The organism is Faecalibacterium sp. DFI.5.82 (assembly GCF_029076575.1).
GTDB classification, from domain to species: domain Bacteria; phylum Bacillota; class Clostridia; order Oscillospirales; family Ruminococcaceae; genus Faecalibacterium; species Faecalibacterium duncaniae.
In genome coordinates, this window is sequence record NZ_JARFIS010000003.1 from 79,334 (window position 1) to 95,709 (window position 16,376).

Sequence of the window (16,376 nt, forward strand, 5' to 3'; positions counted from 1 at the left end):
GACCAACAACCAAACGGCTTGCGATGATGGAGGGATTATGAGAGAATCAGAATTTATAAGACGCGTAGCAGAAGCGGAGAGCGTAATTAGATACACCTTCCGGTTAGAGATTCCTGAAGCAGAACAACGTCTCAAAGGTAATTTGGTTGCGTGCTCTTTGGATCAGGCGTATAGGATGACAGAGTCACTGTTTTCAAATTACTGGAAAAATCGCCCATTTCATATCAACGATCCAAGAAAAGAACTTTTCGAGGTAAAAAGACGAGAACTACTTTCGGATGCAGCAGTACCTGAACTGTATTGCATGGTTCGTAAAATCATTGGCGAAGAAAATACGATGACTGTATATGCAGCGGGTGAATATGCTTTTTTTGATGCCAAAGCCTTCGATATGGGACTGGAAGCAGATGATATTTTAAGTAACTTTGTTACAGGAATGGATGACCTTTTTAACAGAAGAATCTATACATTTGAGAATGACCAATCGCTTACAATAAATAAGAAAAAGTTAGAAGTTAAAGGTCTAGGAGAAAAACTTGGAAGCCGTAACCAACCATTAAAAAAGACCGTAAATAATGTGGATGCAAAACTTGCCACCCTTTTACCGGCCTATCAAAGTTTCTTTTTTGAAGAAAAGAATATCGCAGATCCGAAAAAGAAATGGAAAAGTAATTTAAAAATCAGTGATTTGGATTTAATGATAATTCTAAAGCGTTCTTCAAAAAAGTTGGATATCCTGAGAACTATTCAAGAAGCCAGACAAGATCATACGACGCTTAGTATGCTACAAATACAAAAACTGCAGCGGTTGCACAAGGAGCTAACAAGTTTCTGCGAACAACGCTACGACGATAAAGATCAAAAAAAGCATCTGACAACAGTTGAGCTTGAACATTTGACAGCAGCAGATAAGCTTTATATCCAAATGGAAATCGAACGAATTACGAACTGTACCATGTTGGCAGATCTGTTGAAAAATATCCGAGAGTTTCCAGGTGCTCGAAGCGATGTAATGTTTGCAGATCCAGCATCTATAATATTGTTTAGTCGCTGTTTTGAATTGGGAAATATATATAATAGAACGGAAGTTTTAGATCGGTCTTTTCAAGGATTTCAGGATTCATTAATGCTGAAAAAAGATCGTATGATGGAAACCTTAGAATCGGGCGTTCAGAGAAGTCTGAAAGATATGAATAGTGATACAATTGATGCATCTTATTTTGAACGATGGAAAAAGGTGTATGAAGAAGAAATGGATTGTTGGTCGAATTGGATATTTCCGATATTTACGTCATGCTTTTGTGTTGTGTTGAGCAAAAATATTAAGGAAGAACAATCGAAATCAAAAAAGAATGACGCAAAAGAGGTTTCAATAATGTATAAGGAATTGTCTGATTATATTAACAAAAATAACTTGAAAATGAGTGCGATGACATTTGATGATGAACTTTTAAGTAATGCTAGGAAAAACTCGATAATGAGGAACATGATATCGGACTATCTGATGGATGCGTTGCAAGAAAAAAGACGATTGCCGATTCCGATAACGTTAAAAGAGGTTAATGAAATTATGCCTAAGAGGTCAGTTGGTAAGGGGTTGAAGGAGGCCATTATTTGAATATTTAATTCTTAAGAAGAAACAATGGACGTACTAGTTCAGCTAATGCGAACTGACAACAGTGATGGGAAAAGCTGCAATCCTACACTTCTGAAAAAACTTCAGCGTTAAATGTTCCCTAATACCAGGAAAATGGGAATGTTCCAAGCAAAATTTTTTCAGAAGTGTAGGAACGAAGGCTGCATTATAGTATTATGACACCAATTTAGGGCAACCACGCAAGTGGTTGCCCTTTCTCTGTATCTAGTATGATTTGACATTCGGCAACAGTATAGTAAACCATCAAAGGAGGATTGGCCGTTATGTTTGATTATTACGATACCCTGATAACCCCGGAAGAAGTTGCCGATATGCTGGGATGTGGTATGAATACCACCTATAAGCTTTTGAAGTCGGGAAAAATAAAAGCTATGAGGATCGGTCGAGTTTGGAAAATTCCTAAGAGAGCAGTACAAGAATATATTGTGCAGGAAGCTCATATGAAAGCTACTGGATGGTAATACGAAAAATGCCCACATGGATAATGACTCCATGTGGGTTTTCTGTTGCTTGAAAATAATGTTTGATAGAGGAATGCACATGTAGATAATCCAGTGTTAATGCTAAATAATGCATGGAGCAGAAGGAAGGTAGAAGTTGATCTTTATTAAAGGCACTAACATTAGAATAAAGCGGCCGAATGGAATAGTTGTAGTACAAACGGTCGCACAAGAATGGCCGAATGTGTAGTGTATATACATTTGGCTATTCTTGCTAGGGGGAGGCGGATGCCGTCATAAATAATATTTTATTTTTGTTTTTCTGAATTTGTTCGCATGAAACTCTATGGATCGAAAGAAGGCAATTATAATGGGAGATACTGTTAATATACGATTGACCGCTGAAGATAAAATTCATCTACAACAGAGAATGGATGAAACTGGTAAAAAAGCAACAGAAGTATTTAAGAGTGCAATCTACTTTACTGAAATAGATGCAGACCTTGTTGATGAAATCATATCTAATATTGGAAATTATGCGAGTGAAAAAAATTGGGAAGGAGTAAAAGAGGAGGTTCATAGGTATGTGTTATATCGAACTCAAAAATGATAAGTATGAAACTTCGGAGGACTTAAAACATTTATTGCAATATATTCTTAGATTAGATAAGACAGCAGAAGATAGTCAAAGAGCAAATACTATAACAAATACCTTAGCAGGTTGTCAGCCAGCGATGATTCCCAATGAATATTTGTGTGATCCGAGCGCAGTTTATCACCTGATGCTTTTTGCAGTCAGGAGAAGACAGAAAGGAACTACGCAGTTTGCAAAACACCGCATTGTTTCTTTCGCGGCAACGGATTGTATTCTGCCACAGGATGTAGTATCTCTGGCAGAAAGAATAGCAAGTATCTATGCAAGGAATGGCTTTATTACAGCTTACGGAATTCATGCGGATAGATTTAATGTACATATTCATTTTGCAGTTTGTGCAGTATCGTTTCAAACACAGAATATGTTTCATATTCAGTGGGAAGCTGAGAGAAAAATGCTCGTGTCAGTAACAAATCAGTGGAAATCTGAGTTCGACGAGATGCTTCAAAATAATATCCAAATGAGGCAGTCAAGAGAAGCCGCATTGTATGGTGACGATATCGTTCGATACGGAAGCGTTCCGATAACTGCAAAAGGTCAAATGGTGCAAAATAGACGAGCTAAAATAGGTAAATAAAAAAGGAGATAGCACAATGGATAAGTTTGATGAAAAAGTGATCGGTTACGATTCGATAAAAGAGACGCTGCGGCAGATAGCAGATGTTCTTAAACGGACGGAGGCTTATAAAGAAAAAGGGGTGTCCATGCCAAGGGGACTTCTGATGGAGTCTGCCCCCGGATTAGGAAAGAGCCTGATGGCATCGATATTGATGGAAGAGTCTGGACGAAAATCCTTCGTCTTTCGAAGGATCAACGAAGGAAATACATTTCTGGGTGAGATGAAAGATATCTTTGACGTTGCAAAAGAAGAGGCACCGAGTATACTGCTCTTAGAAGATCTGAACCTTTATGTGGAATCCAATTCTCCCTATGCTCCGGAATGGGCTTGTTTACAAGCCTGTATTGACGAGACAAGCGATGCGGATATCTTTGTAATTGCTACGACAAATGATACAAGGTACATGCCGCAGAGTTTATTAAGACCGGGAAGATTTGACTATATTCTGAATTTGAATCCACCACTTGGTAAAACGGCAGAAAACATTGTAAGCTATTATCTTCGTGATAAAAATCTGGCGAAAGATGTACAGATCTCTGATATCGTAAAGGCTATGCCGCAGGTGAGCTGTGCAACGCTTGAAACGGTAATGAATCTCGCGGCAATCAATAGTGTCTATCGTGATCATGCACATGTTCAGAAGGAAGACATTATAGATGCACTTTTAAAAGTGGTCTATAATCTCAGAAAAACGGACTGTGAGGAGGATCCGCAGGAACACCAGATGATTGCGGTGCACGAGGCTGCGCATGCTGTTGTGGGAGAGGTTCTGCATTCTGGTAGCATTGGGATTATTACAATTCGCGGAAGTCATGGTGCTATTGGTGGTATGGAGAGTGGGTTTGCTGTTTATGCTAAGAGCGAAAAAGAATTTCAGGATGAGATCATAAAAACCTTGGCAGGCAAGGCGGGAACTGCTTTGATCTATGGAATCATGGACATTCGTGCAGCGGCTGATATTAAGAAAGCAGACCAACTTCTGGATATCTGGCTGTGTCACTTTGCTGGTGGAGGTTTTTCAGGAGTTGAACCTAGCGAAAATAGATTGTCTGAACCAAGACTTTCCTATAATGAAGCAATTAAATCAGCAAAACTGGAAGAACTTTACCGCAGAGCCTATAAGATTCTCTATGACAACAGAGATTTCCTGCTTGCTGTCCAGAAAGAACTTCTGGAACATGAAACGCTGCTGAACAGTGATCTGGCAAAAATCCGGGAATCCTGTACCTAAACCCTATTATTCAAAAGGATAAAGCGGTCAAGCTTTTTGAGGCTTGGCCGCTTTTATCTGGCAATATGCAGTTGAAACTCAGGGTTCTTCCTCTATATATAGGAAAGCACACAGCATTTTAGTAACTGCCTCTCTTTGAACAGGAGAGAGCTTAGCCCAGAGATCAAGAAGCTTCTTTTGCTCCTTCGTCAGATAAACTGAGTCCTCCTCCTGAAAGAACTGAGAGAGGGTAATGCCGAAGCCTGCACAGATTTTCTCGATAGAAGCAACATTCGGCTGAAGATTTCTTCTTCTCCATGTTGAGATGGTGGATTGGGTCAGCCCGGAGTTTTCTGCAAGGGCATACTCAGACCAGCCACGGGCAAGGCGCTCCTGTTCAATGCGCCCTAAAATATCAAATGTAGGCTTCTCTCGTTCCATGGTTGACCTCCTTGTAAAAATCGTAGTGATTACTTACGATTTTATTGTTCCAAGGCTTGACCGATAATTGTATAAGTCGTATACTTTGAATAGTAAAAATCACATTACTGCCGTCTGATTTGGGTGATATGATACAAGAAGAAAAACGATTCGACAAAATTTGTAGTAAAAAGATCCAGAAAATGATATGGTAGACACTCCCTGTCCATCTTCGTTGTTATAATGGGGCTGAACCAAAGAGAAGGACAAGCCAATGACAGCAGACACCTTAAAAACGACCCGTGTTTTGGAACTTTATCAGGATTTTCTTTCCGGTAAGCTCATCAATAAGCAACAGGCCGCAGAGCAGTACCATGTGAACGTCCGCTCCATTCAGAGAGACATTGACAGTATCCGGGATTTTCTTTCGGAACAGTGCGCCAAAGAAGGCATTGTACGAAAGATCGAGTACGACAAAAAGGAAAACGGCTACCGTCTGATAACGCAGGAGGTTGAGCGACTTTCCAAAGGTGAGGTTCTGGCCCTGTGCAAGATTCTGCTGGAAAGCCGAGCTTTTACCAAAGAGCAGGTCGAGAAGCAATTACAAATCATCCTGAATCTTTGTGTGTCGCAGAAAGAAAAAAGCGACATTGAGTGGTTTATCAGCAATGAGCTGTTCCACTATCACGACCCAGCTCATGCAGCCATTGACCCGGATAATCTGTGGATGGTGGCACAGGCCATCCGAAATCAGTCGGTGCTGGAAATTGAGTATCGGAAGCTAAAGGATCGTCAGATCGTAAAACGGATGGTTGAGCCGGTTGGGTTGATGTTCTCAGAGTATTATTTCTATCTCATGGGTGTTATCACAGATCATTCCACCAGAGAGGCTTTTTACAAAAAGAACGATCCTTATCCCACCATTTACCGGCTTGATAGGATACATTCCATCAAGGAAACAGGAGAAAAGTTCTCTGTTCCTTATAAAGACCGCTTCAAAGAGGGTGAATATAAGAACCGCACTCAGTTCATGTTCGGCGGTGAGCCGCAGAGAATCAGTTTCAACTACTATGGCCCATCGGTGGAAGCTGTGCTGGACAAGTTCCCGATGGCAAAAGTCGTAGATGAAAAAGAGGGTGTTTGCTCCATTGAAGCAGAGGTGTTCGGCACCGGCGTGAAAATGTGGCTGCTCAGTCAGGGCAGTAAGGTCAAGGTGACTGCACCGGAAACGCTGGTGCAGGAGATGAAGCAGGAAATCGAAAGGATGAACAACCAATACTAAGGAGGCTATTTTATGAAGATTGTAGCAAATGAAACCGAGTTGCGTAATGCTTTAAAAGAAAAGGCACCGGAAATCACGATTGTAACTTCGTATGCAGACAAAATCATGGAGCGCTATTCAGCAGAGTTGACGTCTGCTTTTAACCCGGCAGTGGCAGCACTCATTGCAGGCCCTCTAAAACTAGGTCTTGCACGTTATCTGCAGTTTTATAAGCTTCAATCCTATACAAAAGGAAAACTCGTAATCAAAAGAAGATAATGGAGAAGCTCTATGGCAACGACAGCCGAAATTGAACGGGTAGAAGCGAAGATCATCGCACAACAGGGAGCGAAACTCTGTGACAAATATGATTATCTTGTGGCAACGGGGTGTGGCGCAGTAGCAGGTCTTGTGGATTCCTTTTTTGTCGGAATGCCCGGAGAAAGCAAACTGGGTGGTTGGACGGATGCACAGGTAGATAAGGCTGTAATGGGATTTGCGAAAATTTGCGGATGGACTCCCCATGCAGGAAAAGAGAAAAGTATTTCGAGTGCAATTGGCTTTCTCGAAAAGAAATTTCCGGTAAATTATGACCAAAGATATGGAGCAGATGTTGGACGGGCGTTTAAAATGTCCACTCGGAATCACCATATGAAGTCGTTGGCTCATGCACCGGATATTATTGGCCTATTCTTCTCACTGGTGAATCAGTTTACAGGGACATCTACGTTTTTGGATAACGGACAATTGATTACAATACAGACGGATACGGGTGAATTACAAGGACATGATTTTATTTCGCGGCTGTTTTGCGGAACTGTAAACTGGTTTGGTCATCTAATGTCAGACATCGCAGGTAGTTCTGGTGGTCGTGGAAATGCTAATGGCGGTCGTGGAAGCGGCATAGTGATTCCATTTTACGAACTATTTGGTTTGTGTGATTTTGGCAGTTTCCAAGTTGGGGAAAATCGCAATACATTAGCAGTTCTTGCAACGAAAGCTTTTCAAGATGGATATGATGCGCGGTGGGGTCTTACCATGGCGATTCCCGTTGTGCTGTGTGATTTAAGTATCCGCTTTATCTGGTCAGTTCGCCGGTTCTTTGGAGATAAAAAGCAACTTTCTGAGTGCATACCATCCGACAAGCAGCCTGACTTGCGGATGATGGTGTTGGTCGGAAATGGCACGCTCTGTATTGTTGATGGCGTGGATGCAGCAGTACGGTCTGGCGGAAATATGCTGGTTTTCTTTATGCACCTGAATTTGATTGCGTGGTATAAACTGGTAAAGCGTGCGCTTGCAGAGTTGATCATTCGATATGACCTAAGCTATGCGGACCTTGCAGTATATATAGAGAAAATCAATCAGGAACTGAATCAGCAACTACAGGTGCTGCGAGCGATTGATTATGATGCGTATGAAAAAGAGCTTGCACAAATCAACACAATATGATTAGCTCCTATTAGGAAAACACACTGTCAAAGGGGTATGTAGCGGGGGTTAGCCCGCTACTGCGGGTTTTGTGGTGTTGATTTCAATGTATTCTGCTATGCGTCTAAATTCATCCGCAAACTTAAATCTCACACTAATGTTTCCATTCTCATAAACCTTGATATGGTCGATCAGCTCAACGAGAAGTTCCCGGGAAAGCTGGTCGATATTTTGATGTTTTGTAAATGCCACCAATGCGGGATGTTCACTCTTTACACCGTTTGCCAGTTCCGCCCGTTCAGCGTTCAGCCGGGCCAGCACATCCGTAAGAGCGATAATCTGTCGTTCATAATCGGCTTTCATATCCCGGTAGTCCTGCTGGGTAATTTCCCCGTCTTTCCAGTCTTGATAAAGGGACTGCTTGTAGCGGCTGATTTTTGCCAGTTCCCGCTCTTTCGCAGCAATCAGTTCTTCCAAACGGATGGACTGGCTCTTTTTGACTGGGGCGGTGTTAATGCGGGCAATCATTTCCGAGTATGAAACAGCCAGATGGACTTGCTGTTGTACCGCAAAGAGGACAGCGGCCTCCAGACGGTTATGCTTGATCGAGTGCATTGTGCAGGCTGTCCGAGAGCGGTTCTTGTAGGTGGAACAGGCATAGTACACATTATTGTTGTTGCCTACGCTCCGGGTAATTGCCCGCCCGCAGTCAGCACATTTCAGAAAACCGCTGAACAGGTGGACTTCCCGGCCTTTTGGAGAAGTACGGGTATCACGCTGTAAAAGAGCCTGTACCTTATCAAAGGTTTCATAATCAATGATTGACTCATGCGTACCAGCTACTTCCACCCATTCTTCACGGGGGACGCTTTCAACCTCGTGTACCTTATAGCTTTTTACCCGACTGCGGCCCTGCGCCAAATCCCCGGTATAGGTGGGGTTCGTAAGAATGGAGTGGATCATGCGGGCTCCCCACATAGGATCGTCATATCCTCTTGTTGAAACAGGTATGCCCTTTTGCAGTTTATAAGCCGAGGGGCTGGGTACGCCGTGTTCATTCAGATACAAAGCGATGGCCCGTTTCGATGTCCCTTTTAGAAACAAAGAGAAAATAAGTTTGACGATTTCAGCGGCATCGGGATCGATGATCAACTGGTGCTTGTCCTTTGGGTGCTTTACATATCCATAAGGGGCAAATGCGCCGATGTACTGCCCGTTGCGCCGCTTGTAGTCAAAGACCTGGCGGATCTTCTTTGAGGTCTGGTAGCAGTATTGATCGTTCATTACATTCGTAATCGGGACGATAATACTGGAAACGCTGTCCGGGTTGAGATAGCTGTCCACATTTTCAGCAAGACTGATAAAACGGACACCCATCTGAACAAACAGGTTATCAATCAGACTTCCCGCATCACTGTAATTTCTCGCAAAACGGGAAAGGTCTTTTACTACCACGCAGTTAATTTTTCCGCTCATTACATCGGAAAGGAGCCGCTGGAAGTTCTCCCGGTTGGCGTCCGTTCCTGTGTGTCCATCGTCTACATATTCGGAAACACTTTCAAATTCTCCGATATGCTTCTGGTAAAAGTCATTGAGCAGATCACGCTGGTTGATGACGCTGTTGCTGTCATCCTTTCCCTTTTTCAAGTCCTCCTTGGAGAGCCGGATGTATGCGCCCAGCCGCCAGCGGCGGACGGTATAAGAGGGAGAGAAACTCTGTTGCAATCCTCTGTTTTTTGTTCGTGCCATTGTTCCTCCTTCCCTATCACATTACATCTATATTATACCTCTGCCCGGGCGGGACAACAAGGATGCCTCCGCCTCGGGACACTTTGTCTCGAAGTAGAAACGGGCCATAACCGAAGTTACAGCCCGCTTTTTTGCCGGAGCAGGAAGTCCGTCAGCGTGTCCTGCAAGGACGGCCCGCTTTCCGCAAATTCAATCTTTACACCGATCCCACCGATGCAAAAGCAGTATGGATTTTCTACCGCCTGCAAAAACAGAGCGATCCGCTCCTCCCGGGGGAGAGAGGTGTCAAAGGCCATACTGCTCACATCCGGCAGGGACTCGGGAGCCACTGCGCCGATGTCAACGCTTTTCATTTGTTCCAGTTCCTTTGCCGTTAATCTCACGGTAAAACCTCCTTATCAAAAATAGGATATGCCTCCCGCATATCGCGGGGAAACGCAAGAGGGCAGCACCTAAACGATGCTGTCCTCTTGTCTCACTCCATGTAAGTATAAAATAGAGAACGCCGCTCCCATTTTCTTGCCCTGTCCAAAGACAACAATACTCAGAGCGGCGTTCCCTCGCAGATAAGAGGGCAGCCGGGGAGACAGGCGGCCAGCCTGTCCTATGCCGGATCGTGGCCGTGGGTTGGCCCGGCCCAGTTGCGGCGTTGGTGTTGTTCGCTCGTTCTTCCAAAGAAAAAGTCACAGCGCACCCGCCGCCCGGCTCCCCGGACTATGCCCGGGGCCGCCGCTGCTTATCTGCGGAAAGAAGAATATCTCCTTTCATAAACCGAGACATTTTTTCATCATTTCCAAGTGGGGAAAATGAAAAAATCAAAAAGTTTTTTTCATACGCTCAAGGCCACGCTTGATCGACTGGCGGACAGACTCCTCATGTACGCCCTCGGCCTCGGCAATTTCCTTGATGCTCTTTCCAAGAATGATGTGGGCATCAATCCTGCGGCCCTGGATCTCCGGCAAAGAATTGAGTGCGTTCCACAGACGGATGAACAGCTCCATGCGCTCCAGAAGCTCCTGGGGCGTTGGCTCATACAGGCAGGCGGAATATTCGATCCCGTCATCGCAGTCCAGAGAATACTGCGCCTTATGCCGGGAGAGCCGCCGCTGGTAGGCCATTTCGTGCCGGGCATCGGACATAAACACTTCGGCTACCTCGTCAGAAACCTCGATAAACTGATCCTGTGTGTACCAATAATAAAAATCCTTCAGATTGATTGTAGTCATAAATAAACCTCCGTTTCGGTGTTGGGTGGATGAGTGACCGAAACGGGGCTCGGCGGAGAACGGCATCCTGGGGAGCCGCCCCGCACCTCGGGACAATTTGTCTCGAAGCACAAAAAAGCGCCCGCACAGCAAGACACTATGCAGACGCATGAAATTACATTATCATAATTGTACTGATATATTGTACCTTCATAGCCAGACTGTCCCGGAGGGGGAGCTACGCTTTTTTTAGCTGGTGAAGGTCATGGGAATTGTGAGAAAGTAAGATGGACACGGCGACACCCTCCTATGGGCCGCCGTGGGGTTACTGAATATCCAAAGAGAAACGGCGGCTCTGAAAATCAAAGCCGCCGTTTCAAATGGGCGTGTCAAATTGTCTGCTCTACGACGGCTTTTTTTCTTTTGCCGTCGTCCGGCAGATAGATGGTTTGTTTAGTTATGGCTTGCATTACCTATGGGCTGATTTCCAGACATTCCGGCCTGTGTATGCTCGTCAAATTCCTCTTGACTGTATTTCTCGATGCCAGTTAATGTTCCGTGATGTTCGCTGTTCAAGTGGCCGTAATCACGAACGGTATAAATGTCTATTGTGCCAACACCACTTCCAAGCGTTCTCATTTCGCCTCGGAATTTTCCGCTGGTGAGACTTTCACCATTAGAAGTGAGAACATCCCGGAAATAGCGGACTTCCTCACCATTGAAATACCACTGATCTTTTTCGGCATCATAGGTTACTCCAAATGTCTCATACTCTGCAACGAGCTTTGCAGTTTCGCTATCTTCAAGCGGCGTTCCTGCCATAGCAACGGATGTGCTGTTTTTCAACGCCTCAATATCCCGTGCGTCAAATTCCTGCTGGGTAAACTCTTTTAAGCCAATCAGTTTACCCGCCGGATCAACGGAGCCGTCAGCCGCTTTTGAAAAGCTCTCTAAATCCCGTACAGCATACACATCTACTGTGCCGTTCTCATTTAGAAAATCAATACCGGCGGTTTCGTTGTTACTGATGGGATAATAGTCCTCAAACCAGCGAACCAAATTCCCGTTATAGGTAAGTTCATCTTTGACCGCGTCATAGGTCATCCCGTATTGTTCATAAGGTGCAAACATTTTTTCTTTGTCTGCGGCGGAGAGTGCCGAGCTGTCCTCGCTGTTTCCCAGCGCCTCAGAACCGCCAAGAGGTTGACTGATTTCTTCCTTGATAACGGGATTACCTTGTTCCTGGCTGTTCTGTGGTGTCGTACTGCATCCAGCCAAACAGCCTAACAAGAGCATGGACGCAGCGCATAATGCCATTCTTCTCATAGTGTTTACCAATCCTTTCTTTGAATGTACCCCAAGTATAGCAAAGCATTTTGGGATACCTTTGGGATTAGTTTGTGATTTATGTGTAGTTAAAAAAAGCGGCAGGTTGTTCACCTGCCGCTGATTGTCCGCTAAATCGTGAAGAAGAATTTAACACCGTTTTCTGTGTTGCAAGCCTCACAATAGCTGTTATGTTGTTGTAAAATTCTTTGAACCATATAAAGCCCTAAGCCGCTACCGCCTGTTCTTCTACTGCGGGATTGCTCCATACGATAAAAAGCGTCAAACAATTTGGGAATATCATCTTCTGGTATATGTGTACCTGTGTTCTCTACGGAGAACAAAAAGCGTCCGTTGGTATTTTGTAAAATAATATCAACGCTTGCTCCATGCGGCGAATACTTTACAGCATTTGAAATCAAATTGGAGAACACCTTTTCAATCAGTAATTTGTTCCCATTGATAAAAGCGGGAGACTGTATAGCAAGATGTATTTGTAGCTCTTTTGTTGCCACTAAATCATCAATCTCCCTCAAATAGCCATGTATCATGGGAGCGCAATCAAAATGCTCCATTTTGAAATCGACATTGGTTTCCAGCCTTGAAATCGTTAATATTTCCTGCACCATCGTTTCAAGCGTAGCTGCAACTTCCAAGGATCGGGCAAGATACTTTTCGTGGTCTTTATATGCCCCTATACCCAATAGCATCCCCTCTAATTGACCCTTGATAATGGTGATAGGGGTTTTCAGTTCATGGGAAGCGGAAGAAAAGAAATCCTGTTGTGCCCGTTCCAGCGCCTTTTGATGTTCAATATCCTTTTGGAGCTGGAGATTTGCACTTTGCAACTCCTCCAAGGTAGCAGATAGTTTCCGGGACAGCGTATTCAAGCTATTCTCCAGTACACCCAGCTCGTCAGAACGGCGTTCCTCAAGTTGCCATTCCAGCCGCATATCAGACATTTCTTTAGAAATCCGACTGATTTTTAATACCGGGTTTGTAATAATACGAGAATACACCCAAGCAGTTGCCAACGATACAAGGAGAATAACGCAAAACAAAATCGGTAATACGCTTACAAATGATTGCCGCAGTTCTGCGATTTGAGAGGCTTCTCCATAAACTGTTAAAATATATTGGCTATTATCATCTGCAAATGAGAAGTAATAGCTGTTGGATATAATCGGCGCACTTTCATAAGATGCTCCGCCAAGAGCCTCCCCGGTGATCCCATCGTTAAAGCTATTTTGGTTAGACGGTGTTTCCACCAGAACACCATCAGCAGTATAAAGCTCCACCATGCTAATTGTCGTGTTTTGAAGAAACTGATCAAAAAGTCCGCCGCTATCCTGCATACGGATATGTTCTAATTCATAAATAAAGTCGCTTGTCTGTTCATCTAATGCCGCATTGAGCTTGTTAGAATAGGTTTGAGGCATATACCAAGCCAAAACGCCATAGACAAGAAAGCTCACGCAGAGCAAAACTGCCACAGTCAGAATAAAGACTTTAGCAAACAGACTGCCTTTAATTCTCTTTATCAACTTTATATCCCACCCCTCTGATTGTTTGAATGAAATCTATTCCCAATTTTTTTCGTAGATTTTTGATATGGGTATCAACAACACGCTCGTCCCCATAAAAATCATATCGCCACAGCTTATCCAACAAGTTCTGCCGGGTCAATATCCGGCCCTGATGGGTCAGCAGTTCCCGCAGTATTTCAAATTCCTTTTGTGTCAGTTCAAAATTAGCTCCGTCCACGGTGGCGGTGTAGCTGTCACAGTTCAAAAGCAAATTGCCATAAGTAATGATTTGATACTTTTCATCTGTTTCCCGGTTACTGCGCCGAAGTACAGCCGCAATTTTGCGGAGCAGGACAGGCATAGAAAACGGTTTTGTGATGTAGTCATCCACCTGCAAATCCAATCCTTTAATCTGATCTTCTTCTCCGCTTAATGCGGTTAGCATAATGATAGGAACATCAGATTGCTTGCGTATCAATTCACAGACACCGTAACCGTCAATTTTGGGGAGCATAATGTCCAATACAATCAAGTCATATCGTTGGCCTGCAAATAAAGAGAGTGCCTCGACACCATCATTTGCAACAGCTACTTCATATCCTGCTTCTTGTAAAAAATTCTGTAAAAGTTCTTGAATATCAAAATCGTCCTCAACGACTAAAATCCTTTGCATGGTAACACCTCCAAAGATAGCGTATCATAGATTTTTGTGATTAAAGTGTAGTTTTCAAATTTTCTTTCTGTTATTATACCTTGGCCGTGTAACATCGGCAACCTTGTCAGCGGACAATAAAATACTACTAAAACATAAAACTGTGTTTCGTTCTCATAGTCAAACCCGAAATGTAAAATAATATAGGGGTGATATGAGAATGTACCAAGACACCAGGCGGCTTGACTTCCACGCATTAGGCCGGGAGATCAAGCGCAAAAGAGAAGCCAAAGGCTGGACACAGGAATACCTTGCACAGCTCGTAGATCGTACCCCTCGTTCCATCATGTATTTTGAGAACCGGGGCCAGCATCCGAGCCTGAACACCTTTTACCAAATCGTCACCCTGTTGGACATTTCCGTAGACCAATTCTTTTATCCTGACAGGCAGAACGGCGAAAGCGACTGCCGCCAGCATATTGACAGGCTACTCAATACAATGGACGAAAAGGAATTGACGGTCATGGAGGCCACAGCAGAGGGACTACAAAAAGCCAGAGAAACGGAGGTCAAGTAAGAGGGCCTTCGTTTTTCTCGTTTTTAGGGGGCTTTTCGGGGGTGCCGCTAAATGGCAAGCAATTCGGGTGTGGCCACACTCCGAAATTTTTGCTGGCCGCAGGCCCGCAAAAATGCTTGTTGGGGAGCTCCCCAAACCCGCTGGACTTCGGGACAAATTGTCCCAAAGTCCCGGCGCTATGCGCCTGTTGTCTGCGGCCTGTCGCTATCGCTCCTGGGCCTTATTTTCCCGCCCGTCCGTCACGCCGAGCAGATGATCAATGTTCGCCTTGATTGCCACAGCCTGCCGCATATCCGCCTGGGCCTTGCGGTATTCCGCATAGAGGGCTTTTTTCTTTCCCGCCAGCTCCTGGCGGGCCTTTTTCATATCCGCCATTTTCGGCAGCTTTGCACCGTCCAAAAGCTCGTTCATAGTGGCCCGGGCCGCCCGGTAAGCGGTAAGCTCCGCCTCATGCTCCGACAGATATTTTTTACTGTACCGGGCCGCCTTGTAACCGTCAAACATGGGCCGGGTTTTGGCGTAGTCCACCGTAGCCGCCATGAGCCCGGAGGTCTTTTCCAGCTCTGCCTCCGTTTGCCGTAATTCCTCAGACAGCGTGTGAAAACGCTCTACCGCCTTTTCGGTACTGGCCGCCAGCGCCTCATAGTCCATCAAATCATTTTCCCGTAGGTACTGGAGCGCAGCAGCCATCTGTTTCAGATTGTAAACCTTGGCCCACCGTTCATAGGCCGGGCCCTTGCCCTGTGCCATGCGCTCTTGAATGTCTATAATCAAATTGACACGACGGGCAGGAGCCGGGGCCTCCTGCGGGAGCTCCGGGATCGGACGCTCCCCGGCAATCACAGCCCGGATGTCCTCGGGATCAAAACCATCCCCGAGGGTGGATGCCCGTAGGCGGGTGGGCTTATCCTGCCCGGGAGCAAGGAAGGAGATCACACCGCCACGGCCATGCTTTACCAGAAAGCCGGACTCCTCCATAAGCCTCAGAAACGCCGGAAAATCGGCGGGCTGTTTTTGCAGGGACTCCACGATGGCCAGCCGCACCCGCTGTTTTGCAGAGGGCGGTTTTTCCCCAATCCACTGGCCATAATGGAGATACCGGCCCTTGCTGTGCTGTTTTGGATTTTGGATCACAGAGAGGTCATGCTCAATGCACACCCGGTCAGAGAGCCGCCGCAGGGCAAAGCTGGAGCCGATAAAATTATGGAACTTCCGAGAGCGGTCAAAGGCCGTTGAATTAAAATAAATGTGATTGTGGAGGTGGCTCTTGTCTGTGTGGGTGCAGACAAAAAACTGATACTTTCCCTTTGTCCAGCGCATGGCTGTTTCATAGCCGATCTGGTTGGCCTCCTCTGCTGTTACTTCGCCGGGTGGGAACGCCTGCCGGATTTGAAAAAACAGGGCTCCACGCTCTACGGCCCGGCCCATTTCCGCCTGGTACTGGCTCTTTACCAGCAGAAACTCAGCGGGAGCCGTGGCCGGATCGCAGAGGTATGAGGACAGGGCTCCCAGCTTTTTCGGATTAAGCCCATAGTCAAAGCGTTCCTCCATTGTCTGGACAGCGCCTTTCCCAGCCGCCACCTTGTAGGGCCGGATATAAGTTGTAGCCGTGAGCACACCTCCTTCCAATCGAGTAGGAGGAATTTCT

The 16,376-nt window shown here is 45.2% G+C and carries 17 protein-coding genes; 9 read left to right on the forward strand and 8 right to left on the reverse strand.

The genetic code is table 11. The features are described 5' to 3' along the window. The first annotated feature begins 37 nt into the window (after positions 1-37). The 5 genes from P0G09_RS06030 (at position 38) to P0G09_RS06050 (ending at position 4,602) form a co-directional block, all read left to right on the forward strand. Positions 38-1,618, forward strand: a complete 1,581-nt coding sequence (locus P0G09_RS06030; protein WP_275252211.1) for a hypothetical protein — start codon at positions 38-40, stop codon at positions 1,616-1,618. Between the two features lie 302 nt (positions 1,619-1,920). After that, the gene (locus tag P0G09_RS06035; RefSeq protein WP_112115936.1) at positions 1,921-2,118 is read left to right on the forward strand and encodes a helix-turn-helix domain-containing protein; all 198 of its coding nucleotides are present in this window, start codon (positions 1,921-1,923) and stop codon (positions 2,116-2,118) included. Between the two features lie 349 nt (positions 2,119-2,467). After that, complete coding sequence (locus P0G09_RS06040) at positions 2,468-2,707, forward strand: antitoxin (protein WP_215675153.1); 240 nt, start codon at positions 2,468-2,470, stop codon at positions 2,705-2,707. Then, positions 2,682-3,329, forward strand: a complete 648-nt coding sequence (locus P0G09_RS06045) for a relaxase/mobilization nuclease domain-containing protein (protein ID WP_275252212.1) — start codon at positions 2,682-2,684, stop codon at positions 3,327-3,329. Before P0G09_RS06040 ends, P0G09_RS06045 begins: the two co-directional genes overlap by 26 nt. Positions 3,330-3,345: 16 nt before the next feature. Beyond that, positions 3,346-4,602, forward strand: coding sequence for an AAA family ATPase (locus tag P0G09_RS06050; protein ID WP_275252213.1), 1,257 nt, complete (start codon positions 3,346-3,348; stop codon positions 4,600-4,602). Between the two features lie 78 nt (positions 4,603-4,680). Here P0G09_RS06050 and P0G09_RS06055 read toward each other — a convergent pair whose 3' ends face one another. Beyond that, on the reverse strand, positions 4,681-5,022 hold the full coding sequence (locus tag P0G09_RS06055; RefSeq protein ID WP_275252214.1) for a helix-turn-helix domain-containing protein: 342 nt from the start codon (positions 5,020-5,022) through the stop codon (positions 4,681-4,683). Positions 5,023-5,275: 253 nt separating this feature from the next. Between P0G09_RS06055 and P0G09_RS06060 the strand changes: the two genes are divergently transcribed. The 3 genes from P0G09_RS06060 to P0G09_RS06070 are packed head-to-tail and all read left to right on the forward strand — an operon-like array spanning position 5,276 to position 7,714. Further along, positions 5,276-6,283: a WYL domain-containing protein gene (locus P0G09_RS06060; protein WP_275252215.1), complete on the forward strand. Its 1,008-nt coding sequence runs from the start codon at positions 5,276-5,278 to the stop codon at positions 6,281-6,283. Positions 6,284-6,295: 12 nt separating this feature from the next. Beyond that, on the forward strand, positions 6,296-6,541 hold the full coding sequence (locus P0G09_RS06065) for a hypothetical protein (RefSeq protein WP_275252216.1): 246 nt from the start codon (positions 6,296-6,298) through the stop codon (positions 6,539-6,541). A gap of 12 nt (positions 6,542-6,553) precedes the next feature. Then, positions 6,554-7,714, forward strand: a complete 1,161-nt coding sequence (locus tag P0G09_RS06070) for a hypothetical protein (protein WP_275252217.1) — start codon at positions 6,554-6,556, stop codon at positions 7,712-7,714. A gap of 48 nt (positions 7,715-7,762) precedes the next feature. Here the strand turns inward: P0G09_RS06070 and P0G09_RS06075 are convergent, their stop codons facing one another. From P0G09_RS06075 to P0G09_RS06100, 6 genes are all read right to left on the reverse strand, one after another. Beyond that, a complete protein-coding gene (locus P0G09_RS06075) occupies positions 7,763-9,442 on the reverse strand; it encodes a recombinase family protein (protein ID WP_217296186.1) in 1,680 nt (559 codons plus the stop codon). A 116-nt stretch (positions 9,443-9,558) separates the two neighbouring features. Continuing rightward, the gene (locus P0G09_RS06080; protein ID WP_217296187.1) at positions 9,559-9,825 is read right to left on the reverse strand and encodes a DUF6870 family protein; all 267 of its coding nucleotides are present in this window, start codon (positions 9,823-9,825) and stop codon (positions 9,559-9,561) included. Positions 9,826-10,257: 432 nt separating this feature from the next. Further along, complete coding sequence (locus tag P0G09_RS06085; protein ID WP_217296188.1) at positions 10,258-10,668, reverse strand: sigma-70 family RNA polymerase sigma factor; 411 nt, start codon at positions 10,666-10,668, stop codon at positions 10,258-10,260. Between the two features lie 432 nt (positions 10,669-11,100). Continuing rightward, positions 11,101-12,087: a hypothetical protein gene (locus P0G09_RS06090; protein WP_215663637.1), complete on the reverse strand. Its 987-nt coding sequence runs from the start codon at positions 12,085-12,087 to the stop codon at positions 11,101-11,103. A 17-nt stretch (positions 12,088-12,104) separates the two neighbouring features. Continuing rightward, entirely contained in the window at positions 12,105-13,517 is a 1,413-nt protein-coding gene (locus P0G09_RS06095; RefSeq protein WP_217296189.1) for a HAMP domain-containing sensor histidine kinase, read from the reverse strand. After that, a complete protein-coding gene (locus P0G09_RS06100) occupies positions 13,501-14,172 on the reverse strand; it encodes a response regulator transcription factor (RefSeq protein WP_195522534.1) in 672 nt (223 codons plus the stop codon). Before P0G09_RS06100 ends, P0G09_RS06095 begins: the two co-directional genes overlap by 17 nt. 199 nt (positions 14,173-14,371) lie before the next feature. Between P0G09_RS06100 and P0G09_RS06105 the strand changes: the two genes are divergently transcribed. After that, entirely contained in the window at positions 14,372-14,728 is a 357-nt protein-coding gene (locus tag P0G09_RS06105) for a helix-turn-helix transcriptional regulator (protein WP_025579572.1), read from the forward strand. A 204-nt stretch (positions 14,729-14,932) separates the two neighbouring features. Here the strand turns inward: P0G09_RS06105 and P0G09_RS06110 are convergent, their stop codons facing one another. Then, positions 14,933-16,279: a relaxase/mobilization nuclease domain-containing protein gene (locus P0G09_RS06110; protein ID WP_217296386.1), complete on the reverse strand. Its 1,347-nt coding sequence runs from the start codon at positions 16,277-16,279 to the stop codon at positions 14,933-14,935. Positions 16,280-16,376 lie beyond the last annotated feature (97 nt).

Coding starts and splice junctions, on each gene's coding strand:
- P0G09_RS06050 (WP_275252213.1), top strand. CDS start 3,346: ATGGATAAGTTTGATGAAAAAGTGATCGGTTACGATTCGATAAAAGAG.
- P0G09_RS06040 (WP_215675153.1), top strand. CDS start 2,468: ATGGGAGATACTGTTAATATACGATTGACCGCTGAAGATAAAATTCAT.
- P0G09_RS06105 (WP_025579572.1), top strand. CDS start 14,372: ATGTACCAAGACACCAGGCGGCTTGACTTCCACGCATTAGGCCGGGAG.
- P0G09_RS06110 (WP_217296386.1), bottom strand. CDS start 16,279: ATGGAGGAACGCTTTGACTATGGGCTTAATCCGAAAAAGCTGGGAGCC.
- P0G09_RS06060 (WP_275252215.1), top strand. CDS start 5,276: ATGACAGCAGACACCTTAAAAACGACCCGTGTTTTGGAACTTTATCAG.
- P0G09_RS06085 (WP_217296188.1), bottom strand. CDS start 10,668: ATGACTACAATCAATCTGAAGGATTTTTATTATTGGTACACACAGGAT.
- P0G09_RS06070 (WP_275252217.1), top strand. CDS start 6,554: ATGGCAACGACAGCCGAAATTGAACGGGTAGAAGCGAAGATCATCGCA.
- P0G09_RS06035 (WP_112115936.1), top strand. CDS start 1,921: ATGTTTGATTATTACGATACCCTGATAACCCCGGAAGAAGTTGCCGAT.
- P0G09_RS06065 (WP_275252216.1), top strand. CDS start 6,296: ATGAAGATTGTAGCAAATGAAACCGAGTTGCGTAATGCTTTAAAAGAA.
- P0G09_RS06100 (WP_195522534.1), bottom strand. CDS start 14,172: ATGCAAAGGATTTTAGTCGTTGAGGACGATTTTGATATTCAAGAACTT.
- P0G09_RS06075 (WP_217296186.1), bottom strand. CDS start 9,442: ATGGCACGAACAAAAAACAGAGGATTGCAACAGAGTTTCTCTCCCTCT.
- P0G09_RS06045 (WP_275252212.1), top strand. CDS start 2,682: ATGTGTTATATCGAACTCAAAAATGATAAGTATGAAACTTCGGAGGAC.
- P0G09_RS06055 (WP_275252214.1), bottom strand. CDS start 5,022: ATGGAACGAGAGAAGCCTACATTTGATATTTTAGGGCGCATTGAACAG.
- P0G09_RS06030 (WP_275252211.1), top strand. CDS start 38: ATGAGAGAATCAGAATTTATAAGACGCGTAGCAGAAGCGGAGAGCGTA.